The organism is Parasphingorhabdus sp., assembly GCF_039982415.1.
Taxonomy (GTDB): domain Bacteria; phylum Pseudomonadota; class Alphaproteobacteria; order Sphingomonadales; family Sphingomonadaceae; genus Parasphingorhabdus.
Genome location: NZ_JBDWYL010000002.1, coordinates 14,930 through 39,996 on the forward strand (window position 1 = coordinate 14,930; position 25,067 = coordinate 39,996).

General features: G+C 49.0%; 26 protein-coding genes. 11 read left to right on the plus strand and 15 right to left on the minus strand.

Annotated elements, in window-relative coordinates; genetic code table 11:
- Positions 1 to 198: 198 nt before the first annotated feature.
- Entirely contained in the window at positions 199 to 873 is a 675-nt protein-coding gene (locus ABJU74_RS02845; protein WP_348382612.1) for a response regulator transcription factor, read from the minus strand.
- A gap of 62 nt (positions 874 to 935) precedes the next feature.
- Between ABJU74_RS02845 and ABJU74_RS02850 the strand changes: the two genes are divergently transcribed.
- The gene (locus ABJU74_RS02850; RefSeq protein WP_348382613.1) at positions 936 to 2,906 is read left to right on the plus strand and encodes a sensor histidine kinase; all 1,971 of its coding nucleotides are present in this window, start codon (positions 936 to 938) and stop codon (positions 2,904 to 2,906) included.
- A 39-nt stretch (positions 2,907 to 2,945) separates the two neighbouring features.
- On the opposite strand, the gene ABJU74_RS02855 is transcribed toward ABJU74_RS02850, so the two are convergent.
- The 4 genes from ABJU74_RS02855 to ABJU74_RS02870 form a co-directional block, all read right to left on the minus strand.
- Entirely contained in the window at positions 2,946 to 3,719 is a 774-nt protein-coding gene (locus ABJU74_RS02855) for a DUF1036 domain-containing protein (RefSeq protein WP_348382614.1), read from the minus strand.
- A gap of 35 nt (positions 3,720 to 3,754) precedes the next feature.
- Positions 3,755 to 4,114 (minus strand): hypothetical protein, encoded by a 360-nt coding sequence (locus ABJU74_RS02860; protein WP_348382615.1) that lies wholly within the window; start codon positions 4,112 to 4,114, stop codon positions 3,755 to 3,757.
- A gap of 30 nt (positions 4,115 to 4,144) precedes the next feature.
- A complete protein-coding gene (locus ABJU74_RS02865) occupies positions 4,145 to 5,494 on the minus strand; it encodes a hypothetical protein (protein WP_348382616.1) in 1,350 nt (449 codons plus the stop codon).
- Positions 5,495 to 5,638: 144 nt separating this feature from the next.
- On the minus strand, positions 5,639 to 6,310 hold the full coding sequence (locus tag ABJU74_RS02870; RefSeq protein WP_348382617.1) for a hypothetical protein: 672 nt from the start codon (positions 6,308 to 6,310) through the stop codon (positions 5,639 to 5,641).
- Positions 6,311 to 6,475: 165 nt separating this feature from the next.
- On the opposite strand from ABJU74_RS02870, the gene ABJU74_RS02875 reads away from it, so the two are divergent.
- A complete protein-coding gene (locus tag ABJU74_RS02875) occupies positions 6,476 to 6,865 on the plus strand; it encodes a hypothetical protein (RefSeq protein ID WP_348382618.1) in 390 nt (129 codons plus the stop codon).
- A gap of 96 nt (positions 6,866 to 6,961) precedes the next feature.
- Here ABJU74_RS02875 and ABJU74_RS02880 read toward each other — a convergent pair whose 3' ends face one another.
- The 3 genes from ABJU74_RS02880 to ABJU74_RS02890 are packed head-to-tail and all read right to left on the minus strand — an operon-like array spanning position 6,962 to position 8,585.
- Complete coding sequence (locus tag ABJU74_RS02880) at positions 6,962 to 7,750, minus strand: thioesterase family protein (RefSeq protein WP_348382619.1); 789 nt, start codon at positions 7,748 to 7,750, stop codon at positions 6,962 to 6,964.
- Positions 7,747 to 8,187 carry a MarR family winged helix-turn-helix transcriptional regulator gene (locus tag ABJU74_RS02885; protein ID WP_348382620.1) on the minus strand — a complete coding sequence of 147 codons (441 nt, stop codon included), beginning with the start codon at positions 8,185 to 8,187 and terminating at the stop codon, positions 7,747 to 7,749. Before ABJU74_RS02885 ends, ABJU74_RS02880 begins: the two co-directional genes overlap by 4 nt.
- Positions 8,184 to 8,585, minus strand: a complete 402-nt coding sequence (locus tag ABJU74_RS02890) for a DoxX family protein (RefSeq protein WP_348382621.1) — start codon at positions 8,583 to 8,585, stop codon at positions 8,184 to 8,186. Before ABJU74_RS02890 ends, ABJU74_RS02885 begins: the two co-directional genes overlap by 4 nt.
- Before the next feature lie 202 nt (positions 8,586 to 8,787).
- On the opposite strand from ABJU74_RS02890, the gene ABJU74_RS02895 reads away from it, so the two are divergent.
- Together ABJU74_RS02895 and ABJU74_RS02900 are read left to right on the plus strand one after the other, a co-directional pair.
- Positions 8,788 to 9,888, plus strand: coding sequence for a hypothetical protein (locus tag ABJU74_RS02895; protein WP_348382622.1), 1,101 nt, complete (start codon positions 8,788 to 8,790; stop codon positions 9,886 to 9,888).
- 70 nt (positions 9,889 to 9,958) lie between these two features.
- Positions 9,959 to 11,110, plus strand: a complete 1,152-nt coding sequence (locus tag ABJU74_RS02900) for a serine hydrolase domain-containing protein (protein WP_348382826.1) — start codon at positions 9,959 to 9,961, stop codon at positions 11,108 to 11,110.
- 215 nt (positions 11,111 to 11,325) lie between these two features.
- Here ABJU74_RS02900 and ABJU74_RS02905 read toward each other — a convergent pair whose 3' ends face one another.
- Positions 11,326 to 11,781, minus strand: coding sequence for a GNAT family N-acetyltransferase (locus tag ABJU74_RS02905; protein WP_348382623.1), 456 nt, complete (start codon positions 11,779 to 11,781; stop codon positions 11,326 to 11,328).
- A 248-nt stretch (positions 11,782 to 12,029) separates the two neighbouring features.
- Between ABJU74_RS02905 and ABJU74_RS02910 the strand changes: the two genes are divergently transcribed.
- Positions 12,030 to 12,560, plus strand: a complete 531-nt coding sequence (locus ABJU74_RS02910) for a hypothetical protein (RefSeq protein ID WP_348382624.1) — start codon at positions 12,030 to 12,032, stop codon at positions 12,558 to 12,560.
- A gap of 85 nt (positions 12,561 to 12,645) precedes the next feature.
- Here the strand turns inward: ABJU74_RS02910 and ABJU74_RS02915 are convergent, their stop codons facing one another.
- Positions 12,646 to 13,128, minus strand: a complete 483-nt coding sequence (locus ABJU74_RS02915; protein WP_348382625.1) for a GNAT family N-acetyltransferase — start codon at positions 13,126 to 13,128, stop codon at positions 12,646 to 12,648.
- 131 nt (positions 13,129 to 13,259) lie between these two features.
- The gene (locus ABJU74_RS02920) at positions 13,260 to 13,553 is read right to left on the minus strand and encodes a hypothetical protein (protein WP_348382626.1); all 294 of its coding nucleotides are present in this window, start codon (positions 13,551 to 13,553) and stop codon (positions 13,260 to 13,262) included.
- Between the two features lie 301 nt (positions 13,554 to 13,854).
- Between ABJU74_RS02920 and ABJU74_RS02925 the strand changes: the two genes are divergently transcribed.
- The 6 genes from ABJU74_RS02925 to ABJU74_RS02950 all read left to right on the plus strand — a co-directional run bounded on the left by ABJU74_RS02925 (position 13,855) and on the right by ABJU74_RS02950 (position 19,851).
- Entirely contained in the window at positions 13,855 to 14,955 is a 1,101-nt protein-coding gene (locus ABJU74_RS02925) for an ABC transporter ATP-binding protein (protein ID WP_348382627.1), read from the plus strand.
- Between the two features lies 1 nt (position 14,956).
- On the plus strand, positions 14,957 to 16,057 hold the full coding sequence (locus ABJU74_RS02930) for an ABC transporter ATP-binding protein (RefSeq protein ID WP_348382628.1): 1,101 nt from the start codon (positions 14,957 to 14,959) through the stop codon (positions 16,055 to 16,057).
- Positions 16,057 to 16,932 (plus strand): sugar ABC transporter permease, encoded by an 876-nt coding sequence (locus ABJU74_RS02935; protein WP_348382629.1) that lies wholly within the window; start codon positions 16,057 to 16,059, stop codon positions 16,930 to 16,932. Before ABJU74_RS02930 ends, ABJU74_RS02935 begins: the two co-directional genes overlap by 1 nt.
- Positions 16,933 to 16,997: 65 nt before the next feature.
- Positions 16,998 to 17,774: a carbohydrate ABC transporter permease gene (locus tag ABJU74_RS02940; RefSeq protein ID WP_348382827.1), complete on the plus strand. Its 777-nt coding sequence runs from the start codon at positions 16,998 to 17,000 to the stop codon at positions 17,772 to 17,774.
- A 24-nt stretch (positions 17,775 to 17,798) separates the two neighbouring features.
- Complete coding sequence (locus ABJU74_RS02945) at positions 17,799 to 18,074, plus strand: DUF2160 domain-containing protein (RefSeq protein WP_348382630.1); 276 nt, start codon at positions 17,799 to 17,801, stop codon at positions 18,072 to 18,074.
- Between the two features lie 25 nt (positions 18,075 to 18,099).
- Positions 18,100 to 19,851 carry an ABC transporter substrate-binding protein gene (locus ABJU74_RS02950; RefSeq protein WP_348382631.1) on the plus strand — a complete coding sequence of 584 codons (1,752 nt, stop codon included), beginning with the start codon at positions 18,100 to 18,102 and terminating at the stop codon, positions 19,849 to 19,851.
- A gap of 19 nt (positions 19,852 to 19,870) precedes the next feature.
- Here ABJU74_RS02950 and ABJU74_RS02955 read toward each other — a convergent pair whose 3' ends face one another.
- From ABJU74_RS02955 to ABJU74_RS02970, 4 genes are all read right to left on the minus strand, one after another.
- Positions 19,871 to 20,857 carry a PHB depolymerase family esterase gene (locus ABJU74_RS02955; protein WP_348382632.1) on the minus strand — a complete coding sequence of 329 codons (987 nt, stop codon included), beginning with the start codon at positions 20,855 to 20,857 and terminating at the stop codon, positions 19,871 to 19,873.
- A gap of 146 nt (positions 20,858 to 21,003) precedes the next feature.
- Positions 21,004 to 21,792 (minus strand): SDR family oxidoreductase, encoded by a 789-nt coding sequence (locus ABJU74_RS02960; protein ID WP_348382633.1) that lies wholly within the window; start codon positions 21,790 to 21,792, stop codon positions 21,004 to 21,006.
- Positions 21,793 to 21,891: 99 nt separating this feature from the next.
- Positions 21,892 to 23,334, minus strand: coding sequence for a carotenoid oxygenase family protein (locus ABJU74_RS02965; RefSeq protein WP_348382634.1), 1,443 nt, complete (start codon positions 23,332 to 23,334; stop codon positions 21,892 to 21,894).
- Between the two features lie 23 nt (positions 23,335 to 23,357).
- Positions 23,358 to 24,785, minus strand: a complete 1,428-nt coding sequence (locus ABJU74_RS02970) for an NAD-dependent succinate-semialdehyde dehydrogenase (protein WP_348382635.1) — start codon at positions 24,783 to 24,785, stop codon at positions 23,358 to 23,360.
- Between the last annotated feature and the right edge of the window lie 282 nt (positions 24,786 to 25,067).

A 25,067-nucleotide genomic window follows, 5' to 3' on the forward strand; every position in this document is an offset into this window, starting at 1 on the left:
AATTCCATTCACAGGTTGCAGTGGTGATAGAATGGTGTGATTACACCAGTTCATTGCCAATTGATGCGTTGTACAGTTATCCAGTCTGATCTGGTTGCAGGAAACGGAAAATGGGAAGATCGAAGAGGATAATTCAGGCCTTGCCCTGCCGGGCTAATGTGAAGATGTTATCGATCTGCCCAAATCTAATCCAAACCATTACAGATCCGCGTTTCCTCCGGTTCGCGTGTGATCTGCAATTTCCAGTAGCCCGTCGCGCGCTGCTAATGTCATGAGTTCAGCAAGTGAGTGCACATCCAATTTCTGCATGAGGCTGGTGCGATGATTATTGACCGTGTTTGTACTGATACCAAAGCGGGCGGCCAGCGTTCCATTGGTGCCGCCCTGTATCAATCCAATGAGAATCTGTCTTTCCCTGCGGGTGAGGCTATCATGAATAGAGGGTTCGTCCAGAACCGCTTTTACACTTTTCGAAACACGCATTTCGCCATTTGCGATTTCACAAAGAAGCTGTGGCCACCGATCAATTTCATCACCTTTGAGAAGAAGGCCGTGCGCTCCACTGGCCATCGCGCATTTCATTATGGTTGGATTTTGCAAACCGGTCATCAAAACAATTTTTGTATCCGGACACCAACGGCAGATTTCTTCAACGACTTCCAGTCCGGTTATCACTGGCATGGCAATATCAACAATCAGAATATCCGGTTGATGTTTTTTAGTCGCAGCAATGGTTTTAAGCCCGTCCTCGGCATCGGCGAGAATCGAAAAGCGGCCATCGCGTTCCAGTACACCTCGCAACCCAGCACGCACAATCGCATGATCATCGCCAAGGACAATGCGCAGTGGACTTTGAGCGTGAATAGTGTCCATTATCCCCCAACCACGTTTTTCCGGAGCGGTCTGTGAGCAAACTCCAGATCAGCAGGCACAATATGAACAGGGCGACCGATATTATCAACCAACTTGTCCAGTCCATTGAACATAAACTGCGTGATCGGCTGACATCAGTGTTGCTGATCTTGTTTTCTTTCGCTGCTCTGGTCATTGTAAGTGATGCCGCAAAAGCAAATCTGCAGGTGATAGATCTCGCAGATATTTCGACAATTGATGATATTCAGACCATATCAAAACCGGTATTCCGTCAACAAACCGGTCAGCTGGAATTTGTCCGATATAATTTGCAAATCGAAAATAGCGATGAACAACCGCTTCTCTTCAGGGTCGTGACGGAGGAAGCTGCGCGGGCTGAAGTGTTGATAAGCTTGGTGAGCCAAGGACAAAAAGAAATTCTTCTCAAATCTCGTCCTCGTTTCAAGGATGCAGAAACGCTCAGCAGCCAAAATCTCCAACTCGAATCTCGGCCTATCGTCATAACTGACAGCGAGCCTGTTCGCCTTGAGATTGACATCAACTTTGCCAGAAACGATCGCGCGTTTCCGATCAGTTTGATTTCAGAAGATCAGTTTATCGCCAAACGTCAATTTGTCACCGCGGTTCATGGGCTATATTTCGGCTCCACCTTGTTTGCAGTCGTGTTGGCCGCCGGCTTTGCGATATTGATGCGATCACATGTTATAGCATTATTCTCGTTCTACACTTTCACGCTGATTATGCTCAACGTCCATACTTATGGTTACGCGACACCCTATTTGCCGGAATTTTTTTCCGCCCATCATGATGGGATAAAGCGCATTTTGCGACTTTCATGGTGCGTTTTCTACTTCTTCTTCGCGACCAGTTTCACCAAAGCATCCCGCAATGCGCCACGGATGTTTCGCATTGCACTTTTTGTGGCCGGAGTGACGGTGATTAATTCCCTCGTTGGAGCGATGTTTCATCTGCCCATAACAACGTTGATAATGGTCGCGACCGGTACAGGGTTTCTGGCATTTGTCGGTTATTTTGTGTGGACGGCAGTTCGGCAAAAAGTCAAAGGCGCTGGTTTGTTCGCACTCGGATTTTCTATCCTGCTTGCTTATGTATTGCTTACAATTCGGGCGGGATTTCCAGATGTTGCTGAATATAATGATTGGTTCGATACAGCAGCGCTGTTTCTCCTGGTATTGGATTGTTTGGTCTTTAGTGCTGCGATCATCACCCAAGTGCGCGGTATCATTATGGAACGGGATAAATCAAAGGAGCAACAGCTTGCGGCTGCCGTGCAAAGCAGCGAGATTGCTAATCGGCTAGCACAAGCGCATGTTGATCGAAACGCTGCCCTGGTAGAGATTAGTCGTGCGCGGCGTAATCTTTCCGAAACGCGGCATGATTTACGCCAGCCGCTTGTTTCTTTGCAAAGCGCATTATCCGGTGTTGACCCTAAAAATAGAGAACTTCACCGAGCATTGGAGTGGAGTATAGATTATATAGATCAATTGCTGTCGGCGACAATTCTAGACGAAGCGGGTGCCGTCACGTCGACCAAAAGAAAAACCGAAGACATTCATAGCCGCCAGGAAACTGCTTTAGGCGAACATTTATTGACGCTCGAACAGATGTTTGGTGATGAGGCTCTCAATAAGGGCTGTGCGCTTGAAGTTGGTAAGAGTGATTTGGTTCTCGCAGTACCATCCGTTGCCATTCACAGAATTCTATCCAATCTCATTGACAATGCGATCAAACATTCTGGTGCAACCCGCATCGGTGTGGAAACCGGTCAGCATGAAGAAAAAGCGTGGATAGAAGTGACGGATGATGGCGTGGGTGTTCCTCCTGATGTTTTAGAAAAAATTGCCCATACAGATAGCGAACCGAAACCTGATCAAAAATGGGGGCCGCATGGAATGGGTTTAGGAATTGCGCGATCGATATCAACTGGCGAAGGTCTATTGTTGGAACATTGCCCGGAAGAAAATGGGACTCGTTGGAGGCTATCAGGCATCCCCTTGGCAAAACCACGTTGAAGGCCTCGGAAACTCAAAAACTGATTCAAGTCATTTGTACTAATTAAAATTAAAGTTGTTATTGGCGGCCGGGACCAACTGAAATTCAAACATTCTCACCAGCCGCTGTCCTCGAGCCGTGCAAGCCATTCTGTCACTCTCGATATGGTCAAAATCGGAAGGGTGCACGCAGAAGCTGTAGTCACTTTGCCCCCATTTTATATGCTCCGACGTAGCGTGGAGATAAACCGTATCTTCATAAGGGTCACCGTTTCGATAATGCGGAAATTCTACACGTTCGCATTGACCACGCCGCAGCTTAATCCAGCCTTGTGCCCGCCAATTTTTCGGACGGCGGTTTTCACCCCAGTCATGCCATACCCATGCAGCGTAAATTGTATCGGTACGAGATCGGTTGCACATTTGGAGAGCTGTATATTCAGCTTGACCGCGCCCATAGCCATTTGATGGTGGTGCGGGGCGGGACTGTTGCGGGGGATCTGGTGGGCGAACACTTTTCCGCCCGCAATGCACCGTTCGGCCATGGCCATGATAGGCAGACGTGCCTCTCATCTTGCGACAGGCCTCTGCATAGCTCAGGCTCCGGTAGCTGCCCTCGGTAACGATGCCGTAGCCAAATTTTCTGGGAATCCAGCATTCCCATTTCTTTTTCTTGGGGTTCCATTTTGCTCCGATTTTTGACTGGAGACCGCGCAAAAGGCCGGTCCGGTATTTGCCATCACAAAATTTCGAAAGACTGATGGATGAACCTTCCGCCGTCGCCGCCGGAGGAAGCACAATTCCGGATGCCCCCAATAAAGAGGCGATAGTCATGCATCCAATCGTTAGGCGATTGGCGGATCTATTCGTCATCGATGGTTATTGGGACCGCAAGATACGTTTCCGGCCCCGTGCCAATGAAAATCCGAACGTCCCGTTGAAAACCTGCACAGGTCATGCAGGTTGATCCAAAAGGTTCTGCCCTTTACCGACGTATTCAGGCCCATCGAATCCTTTTCCCGGCATTCCATGCGTTTGGTCTTGCTGTTATATCCGTAACTCCACCGCGGCTTTACACCTTTCAACGCACCCGTGCGATATTTTGCCTCGCAATAAGAGCGATATTGCGGGGCTGATCCACTGGCCAGAGCCGGCCCGGAGAAGGGCAATCCGGCCACTGGGAACAGAAGAAGTGCTGCCGCGGATGGCAATGCCAACAATTTTTTCATGACCAATCTCCTGGCTATTCGCCGTAAAACCTAACGGCATTTTTTCTTGTTAAGTCCGAGCAGAGTAGAAAAGCCTTTGCATGTGGACTTTCCGACATTGCTGATTGTTTTGGCCGCTTTTTTTGCGCCATATTTGACCTGCTTGTTGGCATATTTGGGATCCGTCATGAAGCGGGCGCCGTCTCGCGTGGTCTTAATTGCTGTCGAACCGACATATTGCGCGGCGCTTACACCTGTATTGGCAACCCCGGTCACGGCACGGCCCATGTTGCGCGGAATCTTGCGCGGATCGCGAATGGACTGGCTGACCCCGTGTGCCGCTCCGACAAGATTATTGCCAAAATTTCGAGTTGCGCGATCAGCGGCAATAACGGGATCACCGCCATTGGTAAAAGTTTTCGCCTGGCCATAAGTCATATCCAGGCCATATTCGCCGAGCCCGGTACTGCGTCCTCCAAACGCTTCCGTTCCGAAATCCACCGCTGAGGCCTTGTTCGACAATGATGTTGCCGAATAGCCATTTTTTGGTCCACTGAAAGCGCGGCTTGCAGAATGTGGTCTAGAGGATGGATTTCTAAGCGGTTGCCGTCCAGCACCCGGATAGTGATTTCCATAGGTGACTGGGTTTTGATACCTCATGGACCTGGCTGAATTGACCGGACGATATCCATGTCGGGCACCGCGGTTGATCTGGGCCTGACGACCGCGTTGCTGAAGATCGCGGCGTTCGTTTGGTGTGAGGTCATATTCGCTCCTGACTTGATGGCCAGGCCGAGCGCGACGGGCATCGTAGCCGCGTTGTTCAAGCTGTTGCAGATCAGCATTTGCGGCAAGCCTTCCCGCATGACGGCGATATTCAGCGCCCTTAAAATCCGGGTTGCGCGGCGTTCGGGACATCGCGTGGGTGCGGAGGTTATTTGTATCGGCGCTGTGAGGATGTTGGTATTGCGTGCGATCAGCTTGATAGCCTGGACGCGTGCCGCGGGTCACTTGGGCATCCCGTCCGCGCCGCTGTAACTCGCGCCGTTCTCGGGGCGTCAAATCATATTCGTTCCTAACTTGATGACGAGGCCGGGCCCGACGGGCATCATAGCCGCGTTGCTCTAGCGATTGCAAATCCGCATTGGCGGCCAGATTGCCGACATGTTGACGATATTCCGGACCGTCAAAATCGGTTGTGGCCGGCGTTCTTGCATTGCGCGTTCTTGCATCGGGGGTTTTTGCGTCGATCCGGCGATCGCGTGCCTCGTTGCCTCGTCGTTCCAATATTTGGGCATCATCCCCATTTTGATTTTTGAACAAGTCTGCAAAGGTATCAGCCTGCGCTTGTACTGGCTGTGATCCGATAGCGGTGAGCGCAACACAAATCATAGCTGTCATAGATAATCTGTTTTGGTATTTCGTCTTCTTCACCGTCCGTCTCCTTTGTCGTGCGTTGGTTGGATCATGAAAAAAAAGCGCCGCTGTGCCCATAGTGGAATCACACTAATTTGCGCCAAAAAGTGTTCATTCTCAGTTCAGTAATCAACAATCGATTCCGCTTGTTTTGACCTTGCCCGAATAACCCGATTTGCGATCAAACCGCTTTTCGATAGCCTTCATAAATTTTGGCATGAGGGCGGGAATGCTGCCGCACGATCCGCTGCTTTTCAAACGCAATTCATAGACTGGCACAGTCCTCGCCGTAGCATTGGCTCGCAATATGTCGACATTGACAAAGCGCGCAAATTCAGTCGAATTTCGCGTCTCTTGACGATATCCTTTTATGCCATAAGTGGGATCGGTTCCGCTGACGGTGCTGTTGATCACCTGTTTCCCGGGTGATGAATCGTCGATTACAGTAGATGTCGTTTGGCTGTTGTAAATTGTACCCCATTCCGGAACATTGTAGGTTCTGGTTATGGGCCGGCCATTGTCGATCCCGTAATCAAGATAGGTCACATAATCGGCCGGCCGACCCGGTTCCACAACCCGCAATCCAGCCTCGCGCATGATTTCGGACAAGCGCTGCGCATAGTTACGGAACTGCAGGCTGTTCGCAAGTTCTGGCCGCCACGATACGACCGAATATGTCGCCGAGGCCGGCACGCTTTCCAGCGAATTAAACTGGGAAACATTGCTATGAACCCCGCCGCCCATGCAAGCGCTTAATCCCAGACTCATTGCTGCGGTAATCAATATCATTTGGCGTTTCATATTCTCAGTCTCCCTGTGACGTTGCCATGGGATTACGGGAGCACCGCCATCACCGGAATAGTAGGATGACACTATTTTGCTGGAACGGATGAGTGGATAGTTAAAACCATTGGAGCAATTTTCCAGCTTTCAAATTGCGGGCTGCAGAAGCTAGGGGAGATAAGAATGGCGCCGCTTTTTACACAAGCCAAGCTGGCAATTCTCATGATCATGATTGACGGCCCTTATCTGGTCTTGGCGCATGCTGGCCATATTGCCGAGCCCCGGTTTGAGGCCGATCGAACGGCAAGCGTTTACCGGTGCGAAAATGACATGGTGCTCAGTCTGGCCTTCATGACGATAGACAAGCTGTCGCTGATTAAGCTAACCCTTCCGTCCAAAAGATCGGGCAAGAACAGCCGCGATTTGCTCCTTCCTCGATCACAAAGTGGCAGTGGAGTGCGCTATGCAACCGACCTTATCAGCGTGCATATAAAGAATGACGAACTTGTGCTGCGATCGCGGGAGTCTGCAATGACGGATAAAATTGCGGCGGCCCGCTGTGTCAAAATCTAGCCGGGGCAGCGGGGTGAGTTATTTGTAGAGTTAAAACCAAAGACTGACCTGCTGTCTCCACCGTTCAATCTGCAATTCCCGCTTGGCAATAAGCGGTTAATCTAGCAATCGAACCACACCGGATTGGGAAGAGGTCGCAAGAAGGATTCCCGTGTCAGTGAAAAGGTTCATGTTCCCGTGAAAAATGCCGTCCGAGATGCTGAGCAATTTCGTGTGGCACAGCAGCCAGTTTGTTGCTTCGCGCTGAATAATGCGGATAGAATTATCCAGACTTACAGCTCCAGCGCGCTGCCCGATGTTAAAGTGTATGGCTTCAGGAAGAAAGTCTGCGATCAGAGCCAGAAAAACCGATGTCTTTTCAAGAAAATTATCAGGTGTTTTCACCCAGAATCGCATATTTCCATCACTGGGTGTTTCGACGAGACGCATATCGAGATTCGAATGGAGATCACCTTCATCTTCCCGAACGAATGGAATAGGGGGGCACTCATGGGGAATATCGGCATTTTCGAATTTAGCCCATGTGAATGAACCGATATCTTTTTTTGCGCCCAGCGTAGCTGACAATGTGACGGCCGTTTCACACCCGACTGATAAACGCGCCTTCGCCTGACATATTGATCTGCCTGTCTTGCCGACTTCCACGGTGATGGCCGCGACTTCTTCTGCTTGCGGCGAAAAAAGAAACTGTGTCGCAGCCTGAATGACCGGTTTCCCGACTTCCTGTTCCATCGCGTCAATCATCGCTGCGGTGGAAGCCCCGCCGCTCAAATGTTTGGATTGGCGTGGACCAAGGCAGAGGTTCCGATTAACATGCACTATCCATCCTAGACCATCTTCATGCTTTTTCGGGACCAGCTGATTTAAAATTTGGGTCGCGGTCATTCCGTTTCTGCCGATTCAAGGGCCCGTGCAATGACACAGATCTTCGCTGCAAAATCAGAACGTTCATCTTCCGGAAGCGCCGCTAGCATCGTGCCGCAGTTGGCAATATCCTGCCGTCGGATCGCTGCACATATAGTTTGCCCTTCTTTCGACAATGAAAGCGCAATGGCGCGCCCGGTACCAGAGCGGCGCGAAACATAACCACGACTTATCAGTCGCTCGATGACCGATTGGGCCGTCGTTGCGGGTACTCCCAAAAAAGCAGCCAGTGCGGCGCCACTGCAATCATTATTCTCCGCAATAAAATAGAGTGCTTGAAAGTCTATCGCATTATATTTGATGCGTCCCTCCGCGGGTGGAAAACGTGTTTCATCGATTGTGAAGATTCGCAAAAGCACCCTTATACCGGACAGGAGATCTTCTTCTGGTTTCCTCATTCTGAAGCCTCTTTTGATAATGCGCCTGCAAGAAACAAAAGTGCTCCAGCGATAGAAATATTCTTAAAGAAGAGAGAAAGCTCTAAGGCGGCACGATCTCCTTCCATGGTCCAGAAATCGTGGAATGCCAGATTAGCTGCCAGCGTGAACCCGGCCAATGCAAGTGCAGCAAGCGGCGCCATCCAGCGCCCAATTGCGATCAGACAGCCAGCGCCAAGTTCCAGTGCAATGACGAGAGGCAGAAGTACACCGGCTGGCTCCAATCCAACGCCGCGCATGTTGTCGAGCGTCGCCGCATAGTTAAGAATTTTGTTTATACCGCCCAGTAAAAAAAGGGATGCGAGGCCAATGCGGCCAGCGATCAGCATTGCGGGAGCAAAGGGGAAGAGTAGCTTCATCGTTTTTCCTTTATACGAAAATCGTATAACGTATATATACGAATATCGTATAAAGGAAAGCCCTGTTGTGGAGTATCTAGTGCTGTGACTGATAGGAATATGGAGATACCTATTTGCTCATGCTTGGTTTTTTGAAGTACGAGTAGCTTCAATAAATGCGGATGTCCGCTTCGGTGCGCTACGCGGACGGTGGCCGGGCGAAATGCAATATCTCGGTAGCGGAGTTTTGGCTTCGAAAATCCAATCAAATTGGCGTCCAAATGAGGATGCCATTTTTGTTCACGGTCACATGATCCACTGTTCTTTACAACAAAACTGGATTGTGCAAATCTCCCCAACTGAAGAGGAGATAGTAATGAAAATGAAGCAGAATATTCTTGTAGCCCTGAGTCTAACAATCTCTGGCCTAGCGTTTATGCCATCTCCCGCAATTGCAACTTTCACGGACCCACGCTCACCTGATGAAGACATTATTGTCACCGGCAACAAAACAACCAAGGCAGCGATTGCTGACTTTATTGATACTACGATAGCTGTGCCGAAAGGTGGCAAGCATGACGGTCAATATGCCCGTTTCTCCAATGCTATTTGCCCAAAGGTTGTAGGTTTATCCGATGATAACAAGCTGCAGGTGGAACAGCGGATGCGCGGTGTTGCGAAGACTGCAGATATGCGGGTTGCGGCTGAATCTTGTGATCCAAACGTTTATGTTATTGTTGTTTCAGACGGTACCGAAGCCGTTAACATGCTCCGCAAGAAAAGATCGCGGTTATTTGGCGGTCTGTCACATTATGAACGGCAACAGGTCGCTAAAATGGGCGGGCCGACTTATGGTTGGAAGCGCAAACAGACCAGCTCTGCCGAAACCGGTGCCCTGCAATATTCTGATGAAGTTAGCGTTGTTCCTTCAGACCAAGGCGAAACCACACAAGTCCCGATCATGTACTCATCCGTCAAATCCAACATTAAATGGACAACGCAGAAATCCGTAACCCATTCCTTTTTGTTGATAGAAAAGGATGCGTTGGTGGGTCTAACAACTGTTCAAATCGCCGACTATGCTGCTATGCGGTCCTTCATTGATACCGAAAAGAGAAACTCAAATTCCACACCTCGTTTTTCCATTCTTTCGTTGTTTGATTCTTTAGAAGCTGGTGAAGAAGCGCCAAGTTCTATCAGTGAAATGGACCTTGTATTGCTTAGTTCTTTATACAATTCTCCTGCTGATCGTTCCGCAGCAATGCAGGGCGCGACCATGTTGCATAGAATTAAAAAAGAACTCACATCACAAAACGATAAATAGAAAAGTAGGAAAATTGTCGATAATGATTCCAATTTCACGTGTCTTTGTCTGTTTTTGCATGATCTCGCTGATGCAAGCATGTACTTCCAACCAGAAACTAGCATCAATTCCGACTGAAAAAGCTACTGATTTTCAGCAAACCGAATGGGATCGAAAATTTAGCACTTTAATGTCGGAGCATAAAATACTCACGGCCGGTGTTGCGGTAATTGAGGGTGGTAAATTGGTGTGGAGTGGTAACTTCGGCATGCAATCGCCCTCGGTACCAGCATCTTCCAAAACGCAATATAATGTCGGTTCGGTCACAAAAGCTGTAACGGCAGAAACCGTGCTGAGATTGGTGGAGTTAGGAGAAATTTCACTTGATGAGTCCATGTCGGGCCACTGGATCGACCCTGACCTTTCGGGCGATTCCCGCCACGAGCAGCTCACCCCCCGAATTGCACTTATCCACAAAACTGGTTTTCCCAATTGGCGGTTTTTCACGCCAGAACGCAAATTGAAATTTCTTACCAACCCGGGAGAAGTATTTGGTTATTCTGGAGAAGGTTATGAATATCTCGCCAAATTTGCGGAAAAGAAAACCGGAGAAAAATTTGATGCATTGGTTCAAAAACACCTCTTCGAACCGAACAAAATAACCAATGCCGCATTCAGCATCGACACTGAGAATTTCGGAAAAATTGCGCAGACTAAAGACAGTTCAGGAAAGTTTCCGGGGCATTACTGTTATCCCGAAAATGGATATTGCAGAAACCCGGGCAGCTCCACTGCTGCAGACGATCTGGTTATCACGATCCAAGATTACGCCAAATTCTTAATCTATGTCATGACCGAAAAAGGCTATTCATCTGAAATCGCCAAAGATCGAAACACAGTGCAATCCGACAAAGGTGAAAATGCAACTGTTGATTGTCAAAAGGTTCCAACCCCAAACTGCCCTCAGGCCCAAGGTTATGGTCTCGGTTGGGAAGTCATTGACTATGGTGATCGTAAAATCATCAGCCATGGCGGTAGTGATTGGCATGAACTGGCGTTAACATATTTTGATACCGCCTCTCGTGACGGCGTCATTATTTTTCTAAACGCGCCCAATATGGTTGCTCTGGAAGCGATGCCAAAAGCAATTGCTATTCTGGATCCAGGCTCTCCCATGATAAGTCTATACCAACGCTGGCTCGATTTAACCCAAGCCAAATCAACAGAAACAAAAGCAAATTGACTGAGAATGGGTCACGTCCCAAGCATGGCGAAAACCTAAAGTCCAAAAATTGAGTTTCTCTCTAAGGGCTTGCATCAAATTCTAACGTCCGCTTTTGCGCCTATAGCTTATAGCTAGCACTAGCGTTGTGGCTGCTTCCTCCCTAAGCGGGCATTCGCGAATTGCTGCATAGGGTACACGAAGATCGTTCGATCAGCGTGAGTTTTAACGGCCGCTCACAATTTGTGGACATATCGCGGCAAGAATCTACCCTGCACCGAACCAGATTGGGCTTGGCCATTTCTTTCGCATCCCATCCGCTCGTAAAAAGGAGCAGCATCTGGGTCGGCCTCGACAATCAATTCCGTAGCGCCAAGCTCGCGAGCGGTGGCCAATGACCAATTATATAGTTGTTTTCCTACGCCTTGCCCAATCCTGTCAGTATCGACAAAAAGCTTCTCTAGAAAGCAACCGCTCTGGTCTTTCGAAACTTGTGCTATGCCGGCCAAACCAGACTGGTCCTCAGCCGCCACAATATTATCGTTGATCAGATCCGATTCTGTGAGCGTTAATTCTTCTCGGCACGAAGCCATGAATGCCTCGTCATAACCCCAATAGGCTTTGGATCGCAGGCATAAGTGTGATGCGGCAAGCAATTCGGCTTTGTCTAAGAAACGAAGGAGTAAGGGCATGGTGAGATCCTATCATATTCAAAATCCAATGTCTGCTCTGTCCCATCCCCGTCCAATCAAAAATGTTAAAGGCACCGCACCGTTGGGGTCATTTCTCTTCTCCGTGTAATTATCCCAAATTATCCGATGACATTCGCATCGGGCTTTCCGTTTTCGGGTGCTCTTGTCTTGCTGATGAATGCACCTATAAAAAGGATGTAATGCATCGGTTCGGACCGGTGGTTGAAACCAAAGGAGAGGGTCTGACTATGTTTAAGAAGCGCAATTTATCCTATATTTTGTCCTTGGCTATTTGGGTCGGAAGCGGGCCCGCGAACGCGGCGGAATCGAAGCCGCAAATAACCATGGGCAATGGCACGGCCAATGCGATTAATGTTGATGGTTTGACGCGGCAAGCAGGTGGCGCCATCGCTTCGGAGGTGCGAGTTGATGGGACTGCGGTATCAACGTTGCGGGCGAATACGACCGCTATCACATTTCCTGCCGTCAAAATTGCCGCTGCGGGCTGGCTCGTGCTGCACCCGGTTATCGACGGCCGTCCAGATGGCGATATTGTTTCCGGTTTTGCATATTTGGATGCCGGTCAAAATGATAATGTGACGATTCAGATTCAACATCCCGCCAGCGGCGGCGACAAATATTTGGTGATGTTGCATAGCGATGTAGACAAGGACCGAGTGTTTGATTTTGTGTTTGTGGAAGATGGGATTAATGTCGAAGATACAGCTGTTTTCGAAGGCAATCGCATGATCGCTCATATGATCAGCTTACCCGAATGATCCTGTAAGCAGATTATATTGTGCAGAGCTTGCTGAAGCTTATGGGGCAGGACAGGTTGGAACGGCGAGACGGACAAATGGAAAACTAGAATGAGGGGATTTTCTCCATCTCAAACCGTTCAAAGGACTCGGTTCCGATCATTACGGTTTGCTCGCTGGTGACGCTAAAGCCAACAGCAGAAAATGCCGGTTTGGCCATGAGACTGGCATGAACCCAAATGCGTTTGTGGGAAGCGTCCCGCGCCACTTGCTCTATATGATTATATAAGGCACGAAACAAACCCGATCCTTGAAAGCTTGGCCGGATATAGGCAAAATCAAGATAGGCATCTGCGGTCAAACTCATGAAGCCGGCAATTTGCTTTTCATTTTCTGCTAAAATAATGGTCTGAGCATCTAGGCGCTTGGTCCAATCTTCACCTGCGCGCGGCACGGGGACCCATGCTTGACGCTGCTTTTCATTGTACAGACTTTTTCCGGTTCTCACCGCAGTGTACATTAACTCGCCCAAGTGATCATAATCGGCGCGCACGGCGGGGCGGAAGTTAAGAGCGTCCGGGTTTGACATTCGATCCTCTGAAAACTGTCTCGGTGGGTATAACCGCCTTTCACATCATATAAAGCTGAATCGTGGCAATGGGGTGAGGTGATGAATAGACTTGCGATGCGGCCCCGTATAGGCGGCCGCATCGCCTGATGTCAGTTAACTTGAACACGTCTTACGCATTTGGCTTTTGTACCGGTTGCACAAGTGGCACCAGTGCCGGATTTGGTAAAGCTGTCAAACTCCCAATCCCGTCCGAGATTGTAACAATCTCCTTTACGCGCTGCGCAGAAAGGAGCCGTTCCGATATAGCGGACTTCTGTTTCATAGATCGGAGCCTCTTCACGCGGCGGGGGTTCTTGTAGTGGGGCGCCATAGCCTTGTGCCAGGCATCCACTCACGGTGATTGCTGCGGCAACAACTGACAATATTGCATAAGTTTTTTTCATCTCGATATTCTCCTTACATCTAACAAGGATGGATGTCCCATAAACCCGTTCGTCGGGGTATGGGGTCAACACCTACTTTTTCAGTGCGATGATGGCATGAGGTCGCGAAAGGACAGCTGATGCTATTTCAAAGTAACTGCATTTTGTGAATGCCTTGCGAGCCATTTGATGCCATAGCTGGCTTAATAAACGAGCACGGTTTGAATGTTCGTCCTACCGGAGAAGATATGCGCTGCATAACCAATGTCCCCGTTACAATGCGATTGAAGCGGTTATGGCATGCGCATAAGCAGGGGATAAGATGAGTTTACGTTTGGCTGGCGTTTCAAAAATAGGGAATAACGAAACGCATATTTTCCCTACAGATTTGGAATTGCAAAAAGGGTCAATGAATATTCTTCTTGGTCCGACATCATCTGGCAAAACCTCCCTTATGCGGCTCATGGCTGGTCTCGATAAACCAGATAGTGGTGAGATTTTTTGGGACGATGAAGATGTCACAAATTGCCGGGTTCAAGATCGCGATATCGCGATGGTCTATCAGCAATTTGTCAATTATCCGGCGATGACGGTTTATGATAATATTGCATCGCCTTTGAAGTTGCAGAAAAAATCATCCGCTGAAATTGATGCAAAAGTCCAGGAAGTTGCTGAGTTGTTGAAACTGTCTTCGATATTGGATCGAAAGCCGAATGAAATTTCCGGTGGGCAACAGCAACGCTGTGCCATGGCCAGAGCGATGGCGAAAAATGTTGGCCTGGTATTGATGGACGAACCGCTTGCCAATTTGGACTATAAGCTGAGAGAAGAATTACGGGTCGAAATACCGCGTCTTTTCGAAGCGTCTGGCAGCATTTTCGTCTATGCGACAACCGAGCCAGAAGAAGCGCTTTTATTGGGTGGAAATAGTGTGACATTATGGGAAGGCCGAGTGACTCAATTTGGTCCGGCGGCGGAAGTTTATCGGACACCTGTCGATGCCAAGACAGCAAGGGTCTATTCCGATCCGCCCATGAATTTTATCGCCGTAACAAAACAAGGGGAAATGATCTGCTTTCCCAATGGGCAATCGATCATGGCGAAAGACGAAATGGGCAGTCAGCCAGATGGCCAATATTGGGCTGGATTTCGCGCCCATGATGTGGAACTTTTAAGTGAACGCAGCGCTGAAAAGATTATATTTGATGCCCAACTCATTGTCACGGAACTGACCGGTTCGGACACTTTTTTGCATCTTGATGTTGCCGGCAAAAGATGGATTGGTCTGATCCCCAAAATTCATATGTTTGAACCGGGGATGGAAATGCAAATCTGTTTGGATCCAAGTCGCCTGTTTTATTTTGATGCGGCGGAAAAACGAGTGGCATCGCCTGCCGTGACCGCTACCCTGGTGAACGCATAATATGGCTGCGATTACGCTTGAACATTTGGCACATAGCTATGATCCGAAACCAGGGCCGGAGGCTCAGTTCGCGTTGCAGGAGATTAATCATACTTGGGAAGATGGGCGCGCCTATGCCTTACTGGGGCCCAGCGGATGCGGCAAAACGACATTGCTAAATATCATATCCGGACTTTTGACGCCCACCCGCGGAAGGGTCTTATTTGATGATCAGGATGTGTCTACCGCAGCAACCGCGCAGCGTAACATCGCTCAGGTTTTTCAGTTTCCCGTTGTCTATGATACGATGACGGTGAGGGATAATCTTGCATTTCCACTGCATAATCGGGGTTTGGACAAACCATATATTGCACAGCGTGTGCAGCATATTGCCAAGATGATTGGATTGGAATCCGATCTCCACAAAAAAGCGCGCGGTCTTACAACAGACTTGAAACAGAAGATCTCACTTGGCCGTGGGATGGTTCGCGATGATGTCAACGCGATCTTGTTTGACGAACCACTGACTGTCATTGATCCGCATTTAAAATGGGAATTGCGCACCCAGTTAAAATCCCTTCATCAACAATTTGGTCATACAATGATCTATGTGACTCATGATCAAACTGAGGCGCTGACATTTGCTGAGAAAGTTGTGGTCATGCACGACGGACGGGTCGTGCAAATTGGTACGCCTAAACAGTTATTTGAAACACCGGCTCACAAATTTGTCGGTTATTTTATCGGCTCGCCTGGGATGAATTTCTTGCCGATACAGCTTTCGGGCTGCCGCGCAAAAATTGGGGAAACGTCGATCATATTTTCTCACGACTATGGCCAACCGAGCGGTGATGTCCAATTGGGAATTCGTCCGGAATTTGTTCGGTTCACTAAAGGGGAGGGACTGCCGGTTCGGATTAATAGTGTCCGGGATGTTGGACGTCACAAATTTGTCAACGCGTCTCTATCTGGTGGCGAAATAAATATCGCGCTGGCCGAAGGAACGATATTGGAGACTGACAGCAGTCACGTGATTTTTGATAAGGATAAAATCAGCATATTCTGTGATGACTGGCGGGTCGAAGGTGAAGAAATTTCATCCCCCCATAGAGGAGCGAAATAGTGGAAAAAACGACGAACCAGCGCGCTTGGTTTTTGGTGATTCCAGTTTTGATCCTGGTCGCATTTTCCTCGATCATTCCGATGATGACCGTGGTCAACTATTCGTTTCAGGATAGTTTTGGTGGTAATGATTTTTTCTGGGTGGGATTGGAATGGTATCGTGAATTATTGCGTTCTGAACGCTTATGGGATGCTTTTGGTCGACAATTGCTTTTTTCAACGATCATTTTGTTAATCGAAATTCCATTAGGTATCCTCGTCGCGCTGAGTATGCCCAAAAAAGGCCTCACAGCGTCATTATGTTTGGTCCTGATGGCATTGCCCTTGCTCATTCCTTACAATGTGGTGGGAACGATATGGCAAATATTTGGACGCTCCGATATCGGGTTGCTCGGGCGGAGCCTCTCGGAACTTGGTATCGCTTATAATTATTCCCAAAATGCCTTAGATGCTTGGATCACCGTTATCATGATGGATGTGTGGCATTGGACGTCCTTGGTGGCACTTTTATCTTACGCGGGACTGCGCTCGATACCGCAGGCTTATTATCAAGCGGCGATGATCGACCAAGCCAGCCGGTGGAGCATATTTCGCTATATTGAGTTGCCGAAAATGCGCGGGGTTCTCATGATCGCGATATTGCTGCGGTTCATGGACAGTTTCATGATCTATACCGAACCTTTCGTTCTAACCGGGGGTGGACCAGGCAATGCCACCACCTTCCTATCGATCGATTTGGTGAAAATGGCGCTTGGGCAATTTGATCTGGGACCCGCAGCGGCTTTCTCGCTGATGTACTTTCTTGTCATCCTGCTGATTTCCTATGTTTTCTACACCGTGATGATAACCGCCGATAAGCAGGAGGCGCAGTCATGAAAAAAGGCAAACCGCAAGGACAACGATCGAAGCTTTTTCCGCGCATTCATCTCTCAACTTTGGTGATGGTAACCTATCTCATATTCTTGATGGTCCCGATCTATTGGCTGATTGTCATGAGCTTCAAGTCCAATGCCGAAATTTTGGGGATGTTCACACTTTTCCCGGACAACTTCACACTGAAAAACTATCAAACAATCCTGACCGATCCATCATGGTATATGGGTTATGTAAATAGCTTTATTTACGTGTCCCTTAACACCGTGATAGCTTTGTTGGTTGCCTTGCCGGCGGCCTATGCTTTTAGCCGTTATCGGTTTTTTGGTGATAACCATCTGTTCTTCTGGTTATTGACTAACCGAATGGCTCCGCCAGCAGTGTTTGCCTTGCCGTTTTTCCAACTTTATTCCAGCGTTTCCCTATTCGATACGCATATTGCGGTCGCCTTGGCTCATTGCTTGTTTAATGTGCCGCTAGCGGTTTGGATATTGGAAGGGTTTATGCGCGGTGTCCCCAGAGAAATTGATGAAACGGCGTTTATCGATGGATATAGCTTTCCTCGCTTTTTCACCAAAATATTCTTGCCGATGATAGCACCCGGAATTGGGGTTACGGCCTTTTTCTGTTTCATGTTTAGCTGGGTCGAATTGCTTCTCAGCCGGACATTGACCAGCGTGGAAGCCAAACCGATTACGGCGATCATGACCCGGACCGTATCGGCATCTGGTCTCGATTGGGGCGTGTTGGCTGCTGCTGGTGTCTTGACCATTATTCCCGGCGCTATTGTCATTTATTTTGTACGCAATCATATCGCCAAGGGTTTTGCCCTGGGCCGCGTTTGATTGCGGTGAGCAAGGAAGGTTTTTATGTTGGACTGGATGGCTTGGACTTTACCAACGGCATTATTTTTTGCCGCGATCGCAGTAACTTTGTTGGCGATGGGATTGTTTCATAGAAAATCACCTAGCACGTCCAGAATTGGGATTTTAGGAATCGAAACCATGCGCGGTGATCGGTTGTTTATTTCGCTACTGGGCTCCGCATTCATCATGCTGGCATGGATCGGTCTTTCCGATGTCATGGCCTATGGGGGGGTGGTGCTGTGCGGACTATTTGCATTTTCTGTCTTTCGCTGGGTATAGGATTAAAAAAGAACGGATCAAATATATGAAAATTATTCGGACCACTGCCATTACTTGCCTCAGCCTGACTTTATGGGCTTGTTCTGGAGGTAGCGAGACGGAGAATTCTTCGTCAATTGAAGTGGATATGTCAGATCCGGAAGGCACAGCGCAAAAATTTCTCGAGGAAGAAATTGGCACCCTGTCGAGCCTCAGCCGAGCGGAGCAAGAAGCAGAATTGGCTTGGTTCATGGCAGCTGCAAAGCCATTTAAGGGTATGGAAATTTCCGTCGTTTCTGAAACAATTGCTACGCACGAATATGAATCGAAAGTGCTCGCACCCGTTTTTTCAGCCATTACCGGGATCAAAGTCACCCACGATCTGATCGGTGAGGGTGATGTTGTGGAAAAATTGCAAACACAAATGCAATCCAATGAAAATATCTATGATGCTTATGTCAATGATTCCGATTTGATCGGCACCCATTGGCGTTATCAGCAAGTACGGAATCTGACCGACTGGATGGCTGATGAGGGAAAGGCAGTAACCAATCCCGATCTGGATTTGGCAGATTTTATAGGAACTGATTTTACCACCGGTCCCGACAAGAAGCTTTATCAGCTTCCCGATCAGCAATTCGCTAATCTATATTGGTTCCGATATGATTGGTTTACCGATCCCGCCATTAAAGCGGATTTCGAAACGCAATATGGCTATGAATTAGGAGTACCGGTTAACTGGTCTGCCTATGAGGATATTGCCGAATTTTTCACCGGCCGAGAAATAGAGGGCACCAAAGTCTATGGCAATATGGACTATGGCAAAAAGGATCCCTCCTTGGGTTGGCGCTTTACCGATGCTTGGATGTCGATGGCGGGCATGGGCTCCATCGGTGAACCCAACGGTTTGCCGGTTGATGAATGGGGTATTCGGGTCAACGCTAAATCCCAACCCGTCGGTTCGTGCATGGCGCGTGGTGGAGCAACCAATTCTCCTGCAGCAGTATATGCGCTAGCCAAATATTCCAAATGGCTTTCCGACTATGCACCACCATCTGCAGCGGGAATGACATTTTCCGAGGCCGGACCTGTTCCCGCGCAAGGCAATATCGCTCAGCAAATGTTCTGGTATACGACGTTCACCGCCAATATGGTCAGCGAAGAAGCCAGTGCAGTGCTAAATGATGATGGCACTCCAAAATGGCGGATGGCTCCCAGTCCTCATGGAGCCTATTGGCAAAATGGAATGAAAGTTGGCTATCAGGATGCCGGGTCTTGGACTTTGATGAAATCCACACCGACCAAACGCGCTCAAGCGGCTTGGTTATATGCGCAATTTGTGACCTCCAAAACGGTTGATGTCAAAAAAGCGCATGTCGGACTGACTTTCATTCGAGAGTCGACCATTCAACATGAATCCTTCACTGAAAGAGCCCCGAAACTGGGTGGATTAATCGAGTTTTATCGATCTCCCGCGCGGACTCAATGGTCACCAACCGGTACCAATGTTCCCGATTATCCGCGCTTGGCACAGCTATGGTGGCAGAATATTGGCGATGCTTCTTCCGGTGCAAAATCACCGAAGGAAGCACTGGATGCTTTGTGTCAGCAACAAGAACGGGTGTTGGGGCGGCTCGAGCGCTCAAATTTGCAGGCTGAACTGGGACCCAAGTTGAGCGAAGAACGAGGCGCTGCTTACTGGTTGAATCAACCGGGTTCTCCGAAAGCAAAATTGGCTAATGAGAAACCTCAACCTATCACGATCGCCTATGATGAGCTTATTGCAACTTGGCAGTAGAGCGTTCAGCGGCAGAAAATTAGAATTGAGAGAAAAAGGACCAGGCCTCACCGGCAGCGCTAATATCCTTTGATGTCTCACCGACTATCCGTGGACTTAGATATTGCAAACCGGAAGGCCAAGTATGACCGCCATTGTTGATGGTATATAGCTTTACCGGCGCCGTTTCGCAGCGCTGCGTCCAGCTTTTGATCGTCACAGAGGTTTTGTCCCCGGGTTGATCAACTGTGGTTTGATCAAAGCCGCTATTTTTGCATCCACTTAATTTTCTCCAGAATGCAATTGTTTGTTCCGTGGCCATGACAATATCACGTTTTTTGCGAAACACTGTGATCCAGCCGCCTTTGTAAGGGACTTGGGGATCGGCAGTTCCATTCATGACCGCTAAGCCTATTTTCTTTCCTGACGCCGAGGGATCGAGAAAAGCCGATCGGCATTCGTTGGTCATGAATGTGGGCAAGGACATCGCTACTGGCGCGATAGCGCGAATGCGATCGGTCAAATTGCAAGCGAGAAAATAGGATGCTTGACCTCCACGCGAAATGCCGGTTGCAAAAATTCGCTGTTGATCAATATTCTTCTCATTCGAAATACGATCGATAACTGTGCTGAAATAAGCGAGATCATCCACCCGTTTACCGCGCGCTTCTGAAGTTAATCCTTCGCCAAAGTCCCATATTTTATCAACCGCATTGGGATAGGCGACGTAGAAGCCATGTTTCTCGGCTAGGGCATTCCATTGGCCTTTGTCCAATTTTAGCATGCCGCGATCTGTACTGCCGCCGCCATGAATTACCAAAACCAGTGGGCGGGACCCATTGAATTTATCAACGGATGCCGGGCTGTAGAGACGATAACGCCGCATTTGTTTGTCTTGAGGGAATCGTTCAACCGACAATATGCCCTCTGGCTCTGCTTCGTTTTGGGCTTGAGCGACTTGTGACAGAGATGATCCTGCCAGACCAATGACGGCAGCAGAACATAGCGCGCGGAACAAGATGTGCATGATAATCCCCCCAAGATATGGGTTCTTTATTGGGCTTGTGAGAATTGATGAAAGCTGAAACCGATGTTCATCTTCAATACATTTCAAAAAGGACTTCAGTGTTGCTCCCGTTTCATCGCTCGAACCTTACATATGGTCGCTGACAATCAAGCGACCAAGATGCCGCCATCAACCGAAATAACTTCTCCCGTCATGTAAGCGCCCGCGCGGCTGGCCAATAACAGTGCGGGCCCCATAATATCTTCATCATGGCCCCAGCGATGCAAAGGGATCATTTTTATCTCTTGATCATATTGACTTTTATCTTGTTCAACATGGCTGGTCATTTTGGAGTGAAAACGGCCGGGTGCTATTGCGTTCACCCGGATATTGTCATCGGCGAGAAGATGAGCGAGATTGCGTGTCAATTGGTGAACAGCTGCTTTTGAGGTTCCATAGCTTACCCCGCTTCCTGCGCTGCCCATGATTCCGGCAACCGACCCGATGTTGATCACGGAAGCGCTATCTTCGGGCGTTGCCTTTGCTTTAAGCAAGGGTAATAATTGCTGGGTCAGGAAAAAGGGTGTCTTCACATTCAAGTCCATCACCTTGTCCCACCCAATTTCGGGAAATTTTTCAACCGGGGCCATCCAGCCGGTGCCGGCATTGTTTACTAAGACGTCGATATGATCTTCTCTTTCCGAGAGTGTATGGACAAAGCGCATTATTTCTTCGCCGCTGCTCATATCGGCGGCCAATGCGATGCATTCTCCGCTTTCCGTCAGCTGCGATAATTCTGCCGCGGTTTGTGCGCATTCATCCTGCTTGCGCGCAGTAATATAAATTTTTCTCGCGCCCAGGTTAAGAAAAGCCGTCGCCATGGCTTTGCCCAATCCTCGGGAACCGCCAGTAATGACGCAAATTTTGTCTTGCATTGAAAAGAGTTGATTTTGCACGGTCCCAGATCCTTTAGATTAAACAATGAATTGAGCTATAGACTAGGGCATCGTCTGTTGGTTTGACAGACAAATTCACCGCAAAAAATAAACTAGTGCTTAGGCAAAAATAGGTTCTGCCAAAGCGCCATCGGCACTGTAATAGTTGCAGTGGAAGCCGCTGGGAATGCGATAGGGAATGATCACACGTGCAACCGGCCCGGCAGCAACATCTGTTGCGTGAAATATCGCCAACTCCGTATGATGAGAATTGGCCGGGTGAACCAAGGTCATCGCGTAGCCGTCTGCTTCATCCGTTGATCCGGTTCGAGGAGCAAAGACAAATTCACCGCAACCGGCACCATCGCCAAAATGGAAAATATCTTCTTTGCCGCTTTGCGTATCGAAATGAATCACAGAATCCATTCCATCCACACGGCCGTCCGCTGAATTGAGATTGGAATTGGCATAACTGTGCCGGGATTTGCGGGTCATGAACCGGTCATCAGGCCGTGGAAATTGGATATCCTTGTCGTTCAATGTTTCTTCTTTGATCGCATCGGTTGAACCGGTGAGATCTATAGTCCAGCGCCGCAATTCCAATGTGGTGTCGCCATGAGTGTTCATCGTGCCATCATCATTGGGAAACAGAGCCGTACCATTGGCCGCAGCCACATCAGCGATCAATTGGCCATCTTCTTCCCACGCATTTAGCTCATGAAACATATGTCGGCCGGGCATTTCTAGCCAGCGAATATCATCCGCATTGCCATGTCTGGGGAAAAGCGCAAAGCGGCTATTTCGACCTTTTGCCCATGCATTCATCGGCCCGCCTTTCATGGCCCGTTCCAAGCTGACTTCCAAAGGATTAAATGGGACGACCACCCAATTTTCCGTGGCCAACACGGTATGTATCATGCTCATATACGGCGCTTCGAACTGGAATTGATTGGTTACAGCCCCGTCTTTGTCAATCACTTCATATCGCACTTCGGGCTTGCCCGCTGGACCATTGATCATCCACCCGTAACTCATCATTTCACCGGTGCTCAAATCAACAGTGGGATGCGCTGAAAATGGACCTGTAATGGTTCCTCCGTAATCGAGATAGTCTCGGGTATCCAAGCTTCTCGGATCCATTTCAATTGCGGGACAACCTTCCATCAGGGCCATTAGCTTTCCATTGTGCAGTATGATATTGGTATTGCCTGTATTGTAGCGCATTCCCTGGACGCTCGGGTCGGATGTTGCTGGGTCTCCGAACACACCGAACAGCCTTTTGCCGGCAGATAACTCTGCTTCAAACTTCTCCGTGCGAACCCATTTGTTGCGCATGGAGACGCGGCCATCTTCAAAGTAAAATCCGTAGACCATCCCATCGCCATCAAACCAATGATAACCTTCCGGCGGATCATAAAGTGGCTCCGACCCGGTCCGATAAAAAACGCCATTGAGATCGTCGGGTAGCTCGCCTTCGACAATCAGATCAGGCGCCACCGCTTCAAACCGCATAGGTTGATGGTGACCAGTTAAATAAGGGTGTTCGCTAAATGGTTGGGCCATTTTCTTTCCTTCCTAATTCTGATTCAGCTGGGTTTCCCAAGGCCGCCGATCAAGGCATATTTAAGCTCTAGATATTCATCGAGGCCGTGTTTGGAGCCTTCTCGGCCAAGACCAGATTGTTTGATCCCGCCAAAAGGGGCAACTTCACTTGAGACAATGCCTTCGTTGACGCCAATCATGCCATATTCCAGCGCTTCCATTACCCGCCAAACCCGTCCAATATCACGCGTGTAAAAATATGCGGCAAGACCATAAGGCGTGTCATTGGCCAATTGGATGGCATCGCTCTCATCAACAAAGGTCATGATTGGGGCAACGGGTCCAAAAATTTCATTGCAGCTAATCGCCATATCACTGGTGACATTGGTCAAGACCGTCGGTTGGTAGAAATTTCCTTCATTGTCATGCGCGGTTCCACCCGTCTGCGCGATGGCACCGGCAGCTAAAGCGTCTTCGACCAATTGGTGCACTTTGCGTTGTGCAGCAGGGCCGATGAGGGGGCCTATTTTTACGGCATCATCACAACCCGGTCCGACCGGGAGAGCAGCGACTTTGGCAGTCAGCTTGGCGCTAAACTCTTGGGCTATAGATTCTTGAACAAGAATTCGATTGGCACAGACGCATGTTTGTCCGGCATTGCGAAATTTTGAATCCATCGCGCCTTCTACGGCAGCGTCGATATCGGCATCATCGAAAACAATGAAAGGGGCGTTACCACCCAATTCGAGGCTTAGCTTCATGATATTTTGCGCGGCCTGCTGCATCAGCAATTTGCCGGTCTGGGTTGAACCTGTAAAGCTCAGTTTGCGAATATGAGGATCACTGCAAAATAATGTACCGACAGGAGCAGGGTTGGTGACTGGAACGACTTTGAAAATATCTTTTGGAATCCCGGCCTCGATGGCCAATTGTTCAATGGCCAAAGCGGATAATGGCGTTGCCTCAGCGGGTTTGAGGACGATTGAACATCCGGCTGCAAGGGCTGGCGCCACTTTCCGTGTGACCATTGCAATCGGAAAATTCCATGGTGTAATTGCGGCGCAAGTCCCGATGGGTTGTTTGATGGTCAAGACACGCTTGTTCGCAGCGAAGCTGGGGATAGTCTCGCCATAGGCGCGCTTGCCTTCTTCGGCGAACCATTCAACAAAGGCCGCGCCATAGGTGACTTCGCCTTTCGCTTCCCACAGCGGTTTCCCGCATTCTGCAGTGATAATTGCCGCGAGGGGAGACATATTGTCGATGATCAGGTTGAACCATTTGCGCAATATGTTCGCGCGTTCTTTTGCCGTTTTACTTGCCCATTCAGGCTGGGCTGCATCTGCTTTTTGAATGATGCTGGAGATTTCATCGACGCTATAGGCTTTGACGCGCGCAATGATCTCACCGGTTGCCGGGTCATCGACGGCTAATGCGCCATCGGTTTCCTGAATTAGTTCTAACAAACTTCTCAAAGGATATGGACCTTTCCCGGCCGGCGTATCGGCCGGTTTCTCGAGCCTTTCATAAAGGGCTAAAACGGCGAGGAGCCAATCACAACTAGTATAACTGATACGGCAATGGTGCCGCTCATTGCAGCAGGAACGGGGTCAGGTTTTTGTTGGCTATTCCATTGATGTAAACGCTGGACCGGTGCTTGCTCAGGGTCGTAAGTCACCAAGCGTCAATGATGCGATACTTGTGCTAAAAAGCGCCTCGCTATGTCCGATAGCGACTTCAACCCGGTTGCGATCGCC

What these genes read in the sequence shown, in the direction of transcription:
- ABJU74_RS02890 (WP_348382621.1), bottom strand. Translation starts at nt 8,585, where the DNA reads ATGAAGCTACTCTTCCCCTTTGCTCCCGCAATGCTGATCGCTGGCCGC.
- ABJU74_RS02860 (WP_348382615.1), bottom strand. Translation starts at nt 4,114, where the DNA reads ATGAAAAAATTGTTGGCATTGCCATCCGCGGCAGCACTTCTTCTGTTC.
- ABJU74_RS02870 (WP_348382617.1), bottom strand. Translation starts at nt 6,310, where the DNA reads ATGAAACGCCAAATGATATTGATTACCGCAGCAATGAGTCTGGGATTA.
- ABJU74_RS02940 (WP_348382827.1), top strand. Translation starts at nt 16,998, where the DNA reads ATGGTAACCTATCTCATATTCTTGATGGTCCCGATCTATTGGCTGATT.
- ABJU74_RS02950 (WP_348382631.1), top strand. Translation starts at nt 18,100, where the DNA reads ATGAAAATTATTCGGACCACTGCCATTACTTGCCTCAGCCTGACTTTA.
- ABJU74_RS02895 (WP_348382622.1), top strand. Translation starts at nt 8,788, where the DNA reads ATGCAATATCTCGGTAGCGGAGTTTTGGCTTCGAAAATCCAATCAAAT.
- ABJU74_RS02865 (WP_348382616.1), bottom strand. Translation starts at nt 5,494, where the DNA reads ATGACAGCTATGATTTGTGTTGCGCTCACCGCTATCGGATCACAGCCA.
- ABJU74_RS02930 (WP_348382628.1), top strand. Translation starts at nt 14,957, where the DNA reads ATGGCTGCGATTACGCTTGAACATTTGGCACATAGCTATGATCCGAAA.
- ABJU74_RS02915 (WP_348382625.1), bottom strand. Translation starts at nt 13,128, where the DNA reads ATGTCAAACCCGGACGCTCTTAACTTCCGCCCCGCCGTGCGCGCCGAT.
- ABJU74_RS02945 (WP_348382630.1), top strand. Translation starts at nt 17,799, where the DNA reads ATGTTGGACTGGATGGCTTGGACTTTACCAACGGCATTATTTTTTGCC.
- ABJU74_RS02925 (WP_348382627.1), top strand. Translation starts at nt 13,855, where the DNA reads ATGAGTTTACGTTTGGCTGGCGTTTCAAAAATAGGGAATAACGAAACG.
- ABJU74_RS02965 (WP_348382634.1), bottom strand. Translation starts at nt 23,334, where the DNA reads ATGGCCCAACCATTTAGCGAACACCCTTATTTAACTGGTCACCATCAA.
- ABJU74_RS02880 (WP_348382619.1), bottom strand. Translation starts at nt 7,750, where the DNA reads ATGACCGCGACCCAAATTTTAAATCAGCTGGTCCCGAAAAAGCATGAA.
- ABJU74_RS02900 (WP_348382826.1), top strand. Translation starts at nt 9,959, where the DNA reads ATGCAAGCATGTACTTCCAACCAGAAACTAGCATCAATTCCGACTGAA.
- ABJU74_RS02910 (WP_348382624.1), top strand. Translation starts at nt 12,030, where the DNA reads ATGTTTAAGAAGCGCAATTTATCCTATATTTTGTCCTTGGCTATTTGG.
- ABJU74_RS02905 (WP_348382623.1), bottom strand. Translation starts at nt 11,781, where the DNA reads ATGCCCTTACTCCTTCGTTTCTTAGACAAAGCCGAATTGCTTGCCGCA.
- ABJU74_RS02885 (WP_348382620.1), bottom strand. Translation starts at nt 8,187, where the DNA reads ATGAGGAAACCAGAAGAAGATCTCCTGTCCGGTATAAGGGTGCTTTTG.
- ABJU74_RS02920 (WP_348382626.1), bottom strand. Translation starts at nt 13,553, where the DNA reads ATGAAAAAAACTTATGCAATATTGTCAGTTGTTGCCGCAGCAATCACC.
- ABJU74_RS02955 (WP_348382632.1), bottom strand. Translation starts at nt 20,857, where the DNA reads ATGCACATCTTGTTCCGCGCGCTATGTTCTGCTGCCGTCATTGGTCTG.
- ABJU74_RS02875 (WP_348382618.1), top strand. Translation starts at nt 6,476, where the DNA reads ATGGCGCCGCTTTTTACACAAGCCAAGCTGGCAATTCTCATGATCATG.
- ABJU74_RS02845 (WP_348382612.1), bottom strand. Translation starts at nt 873, where the DNA reads ATGGACACTATTCACGCTCAAAGTCCACTGCGCATTGTCCTTGGCGAT.
- ABJU74_RS02855 (WP_348382614.1), bottom strand. Translation starts at nt 3,719, where the DNA reads ATGACTATCGCCTCTTTATTGGGGGCATCCGGAATTGTGCTTCCTCCG.
- ABJU74_RS02850 (WP_348382613.1), top strand. Translation starts at nt 936, where the DNA reads ATGAACAGGGCGACCGATATTATCAACCAACTTGTCCAGTCCATTGAA.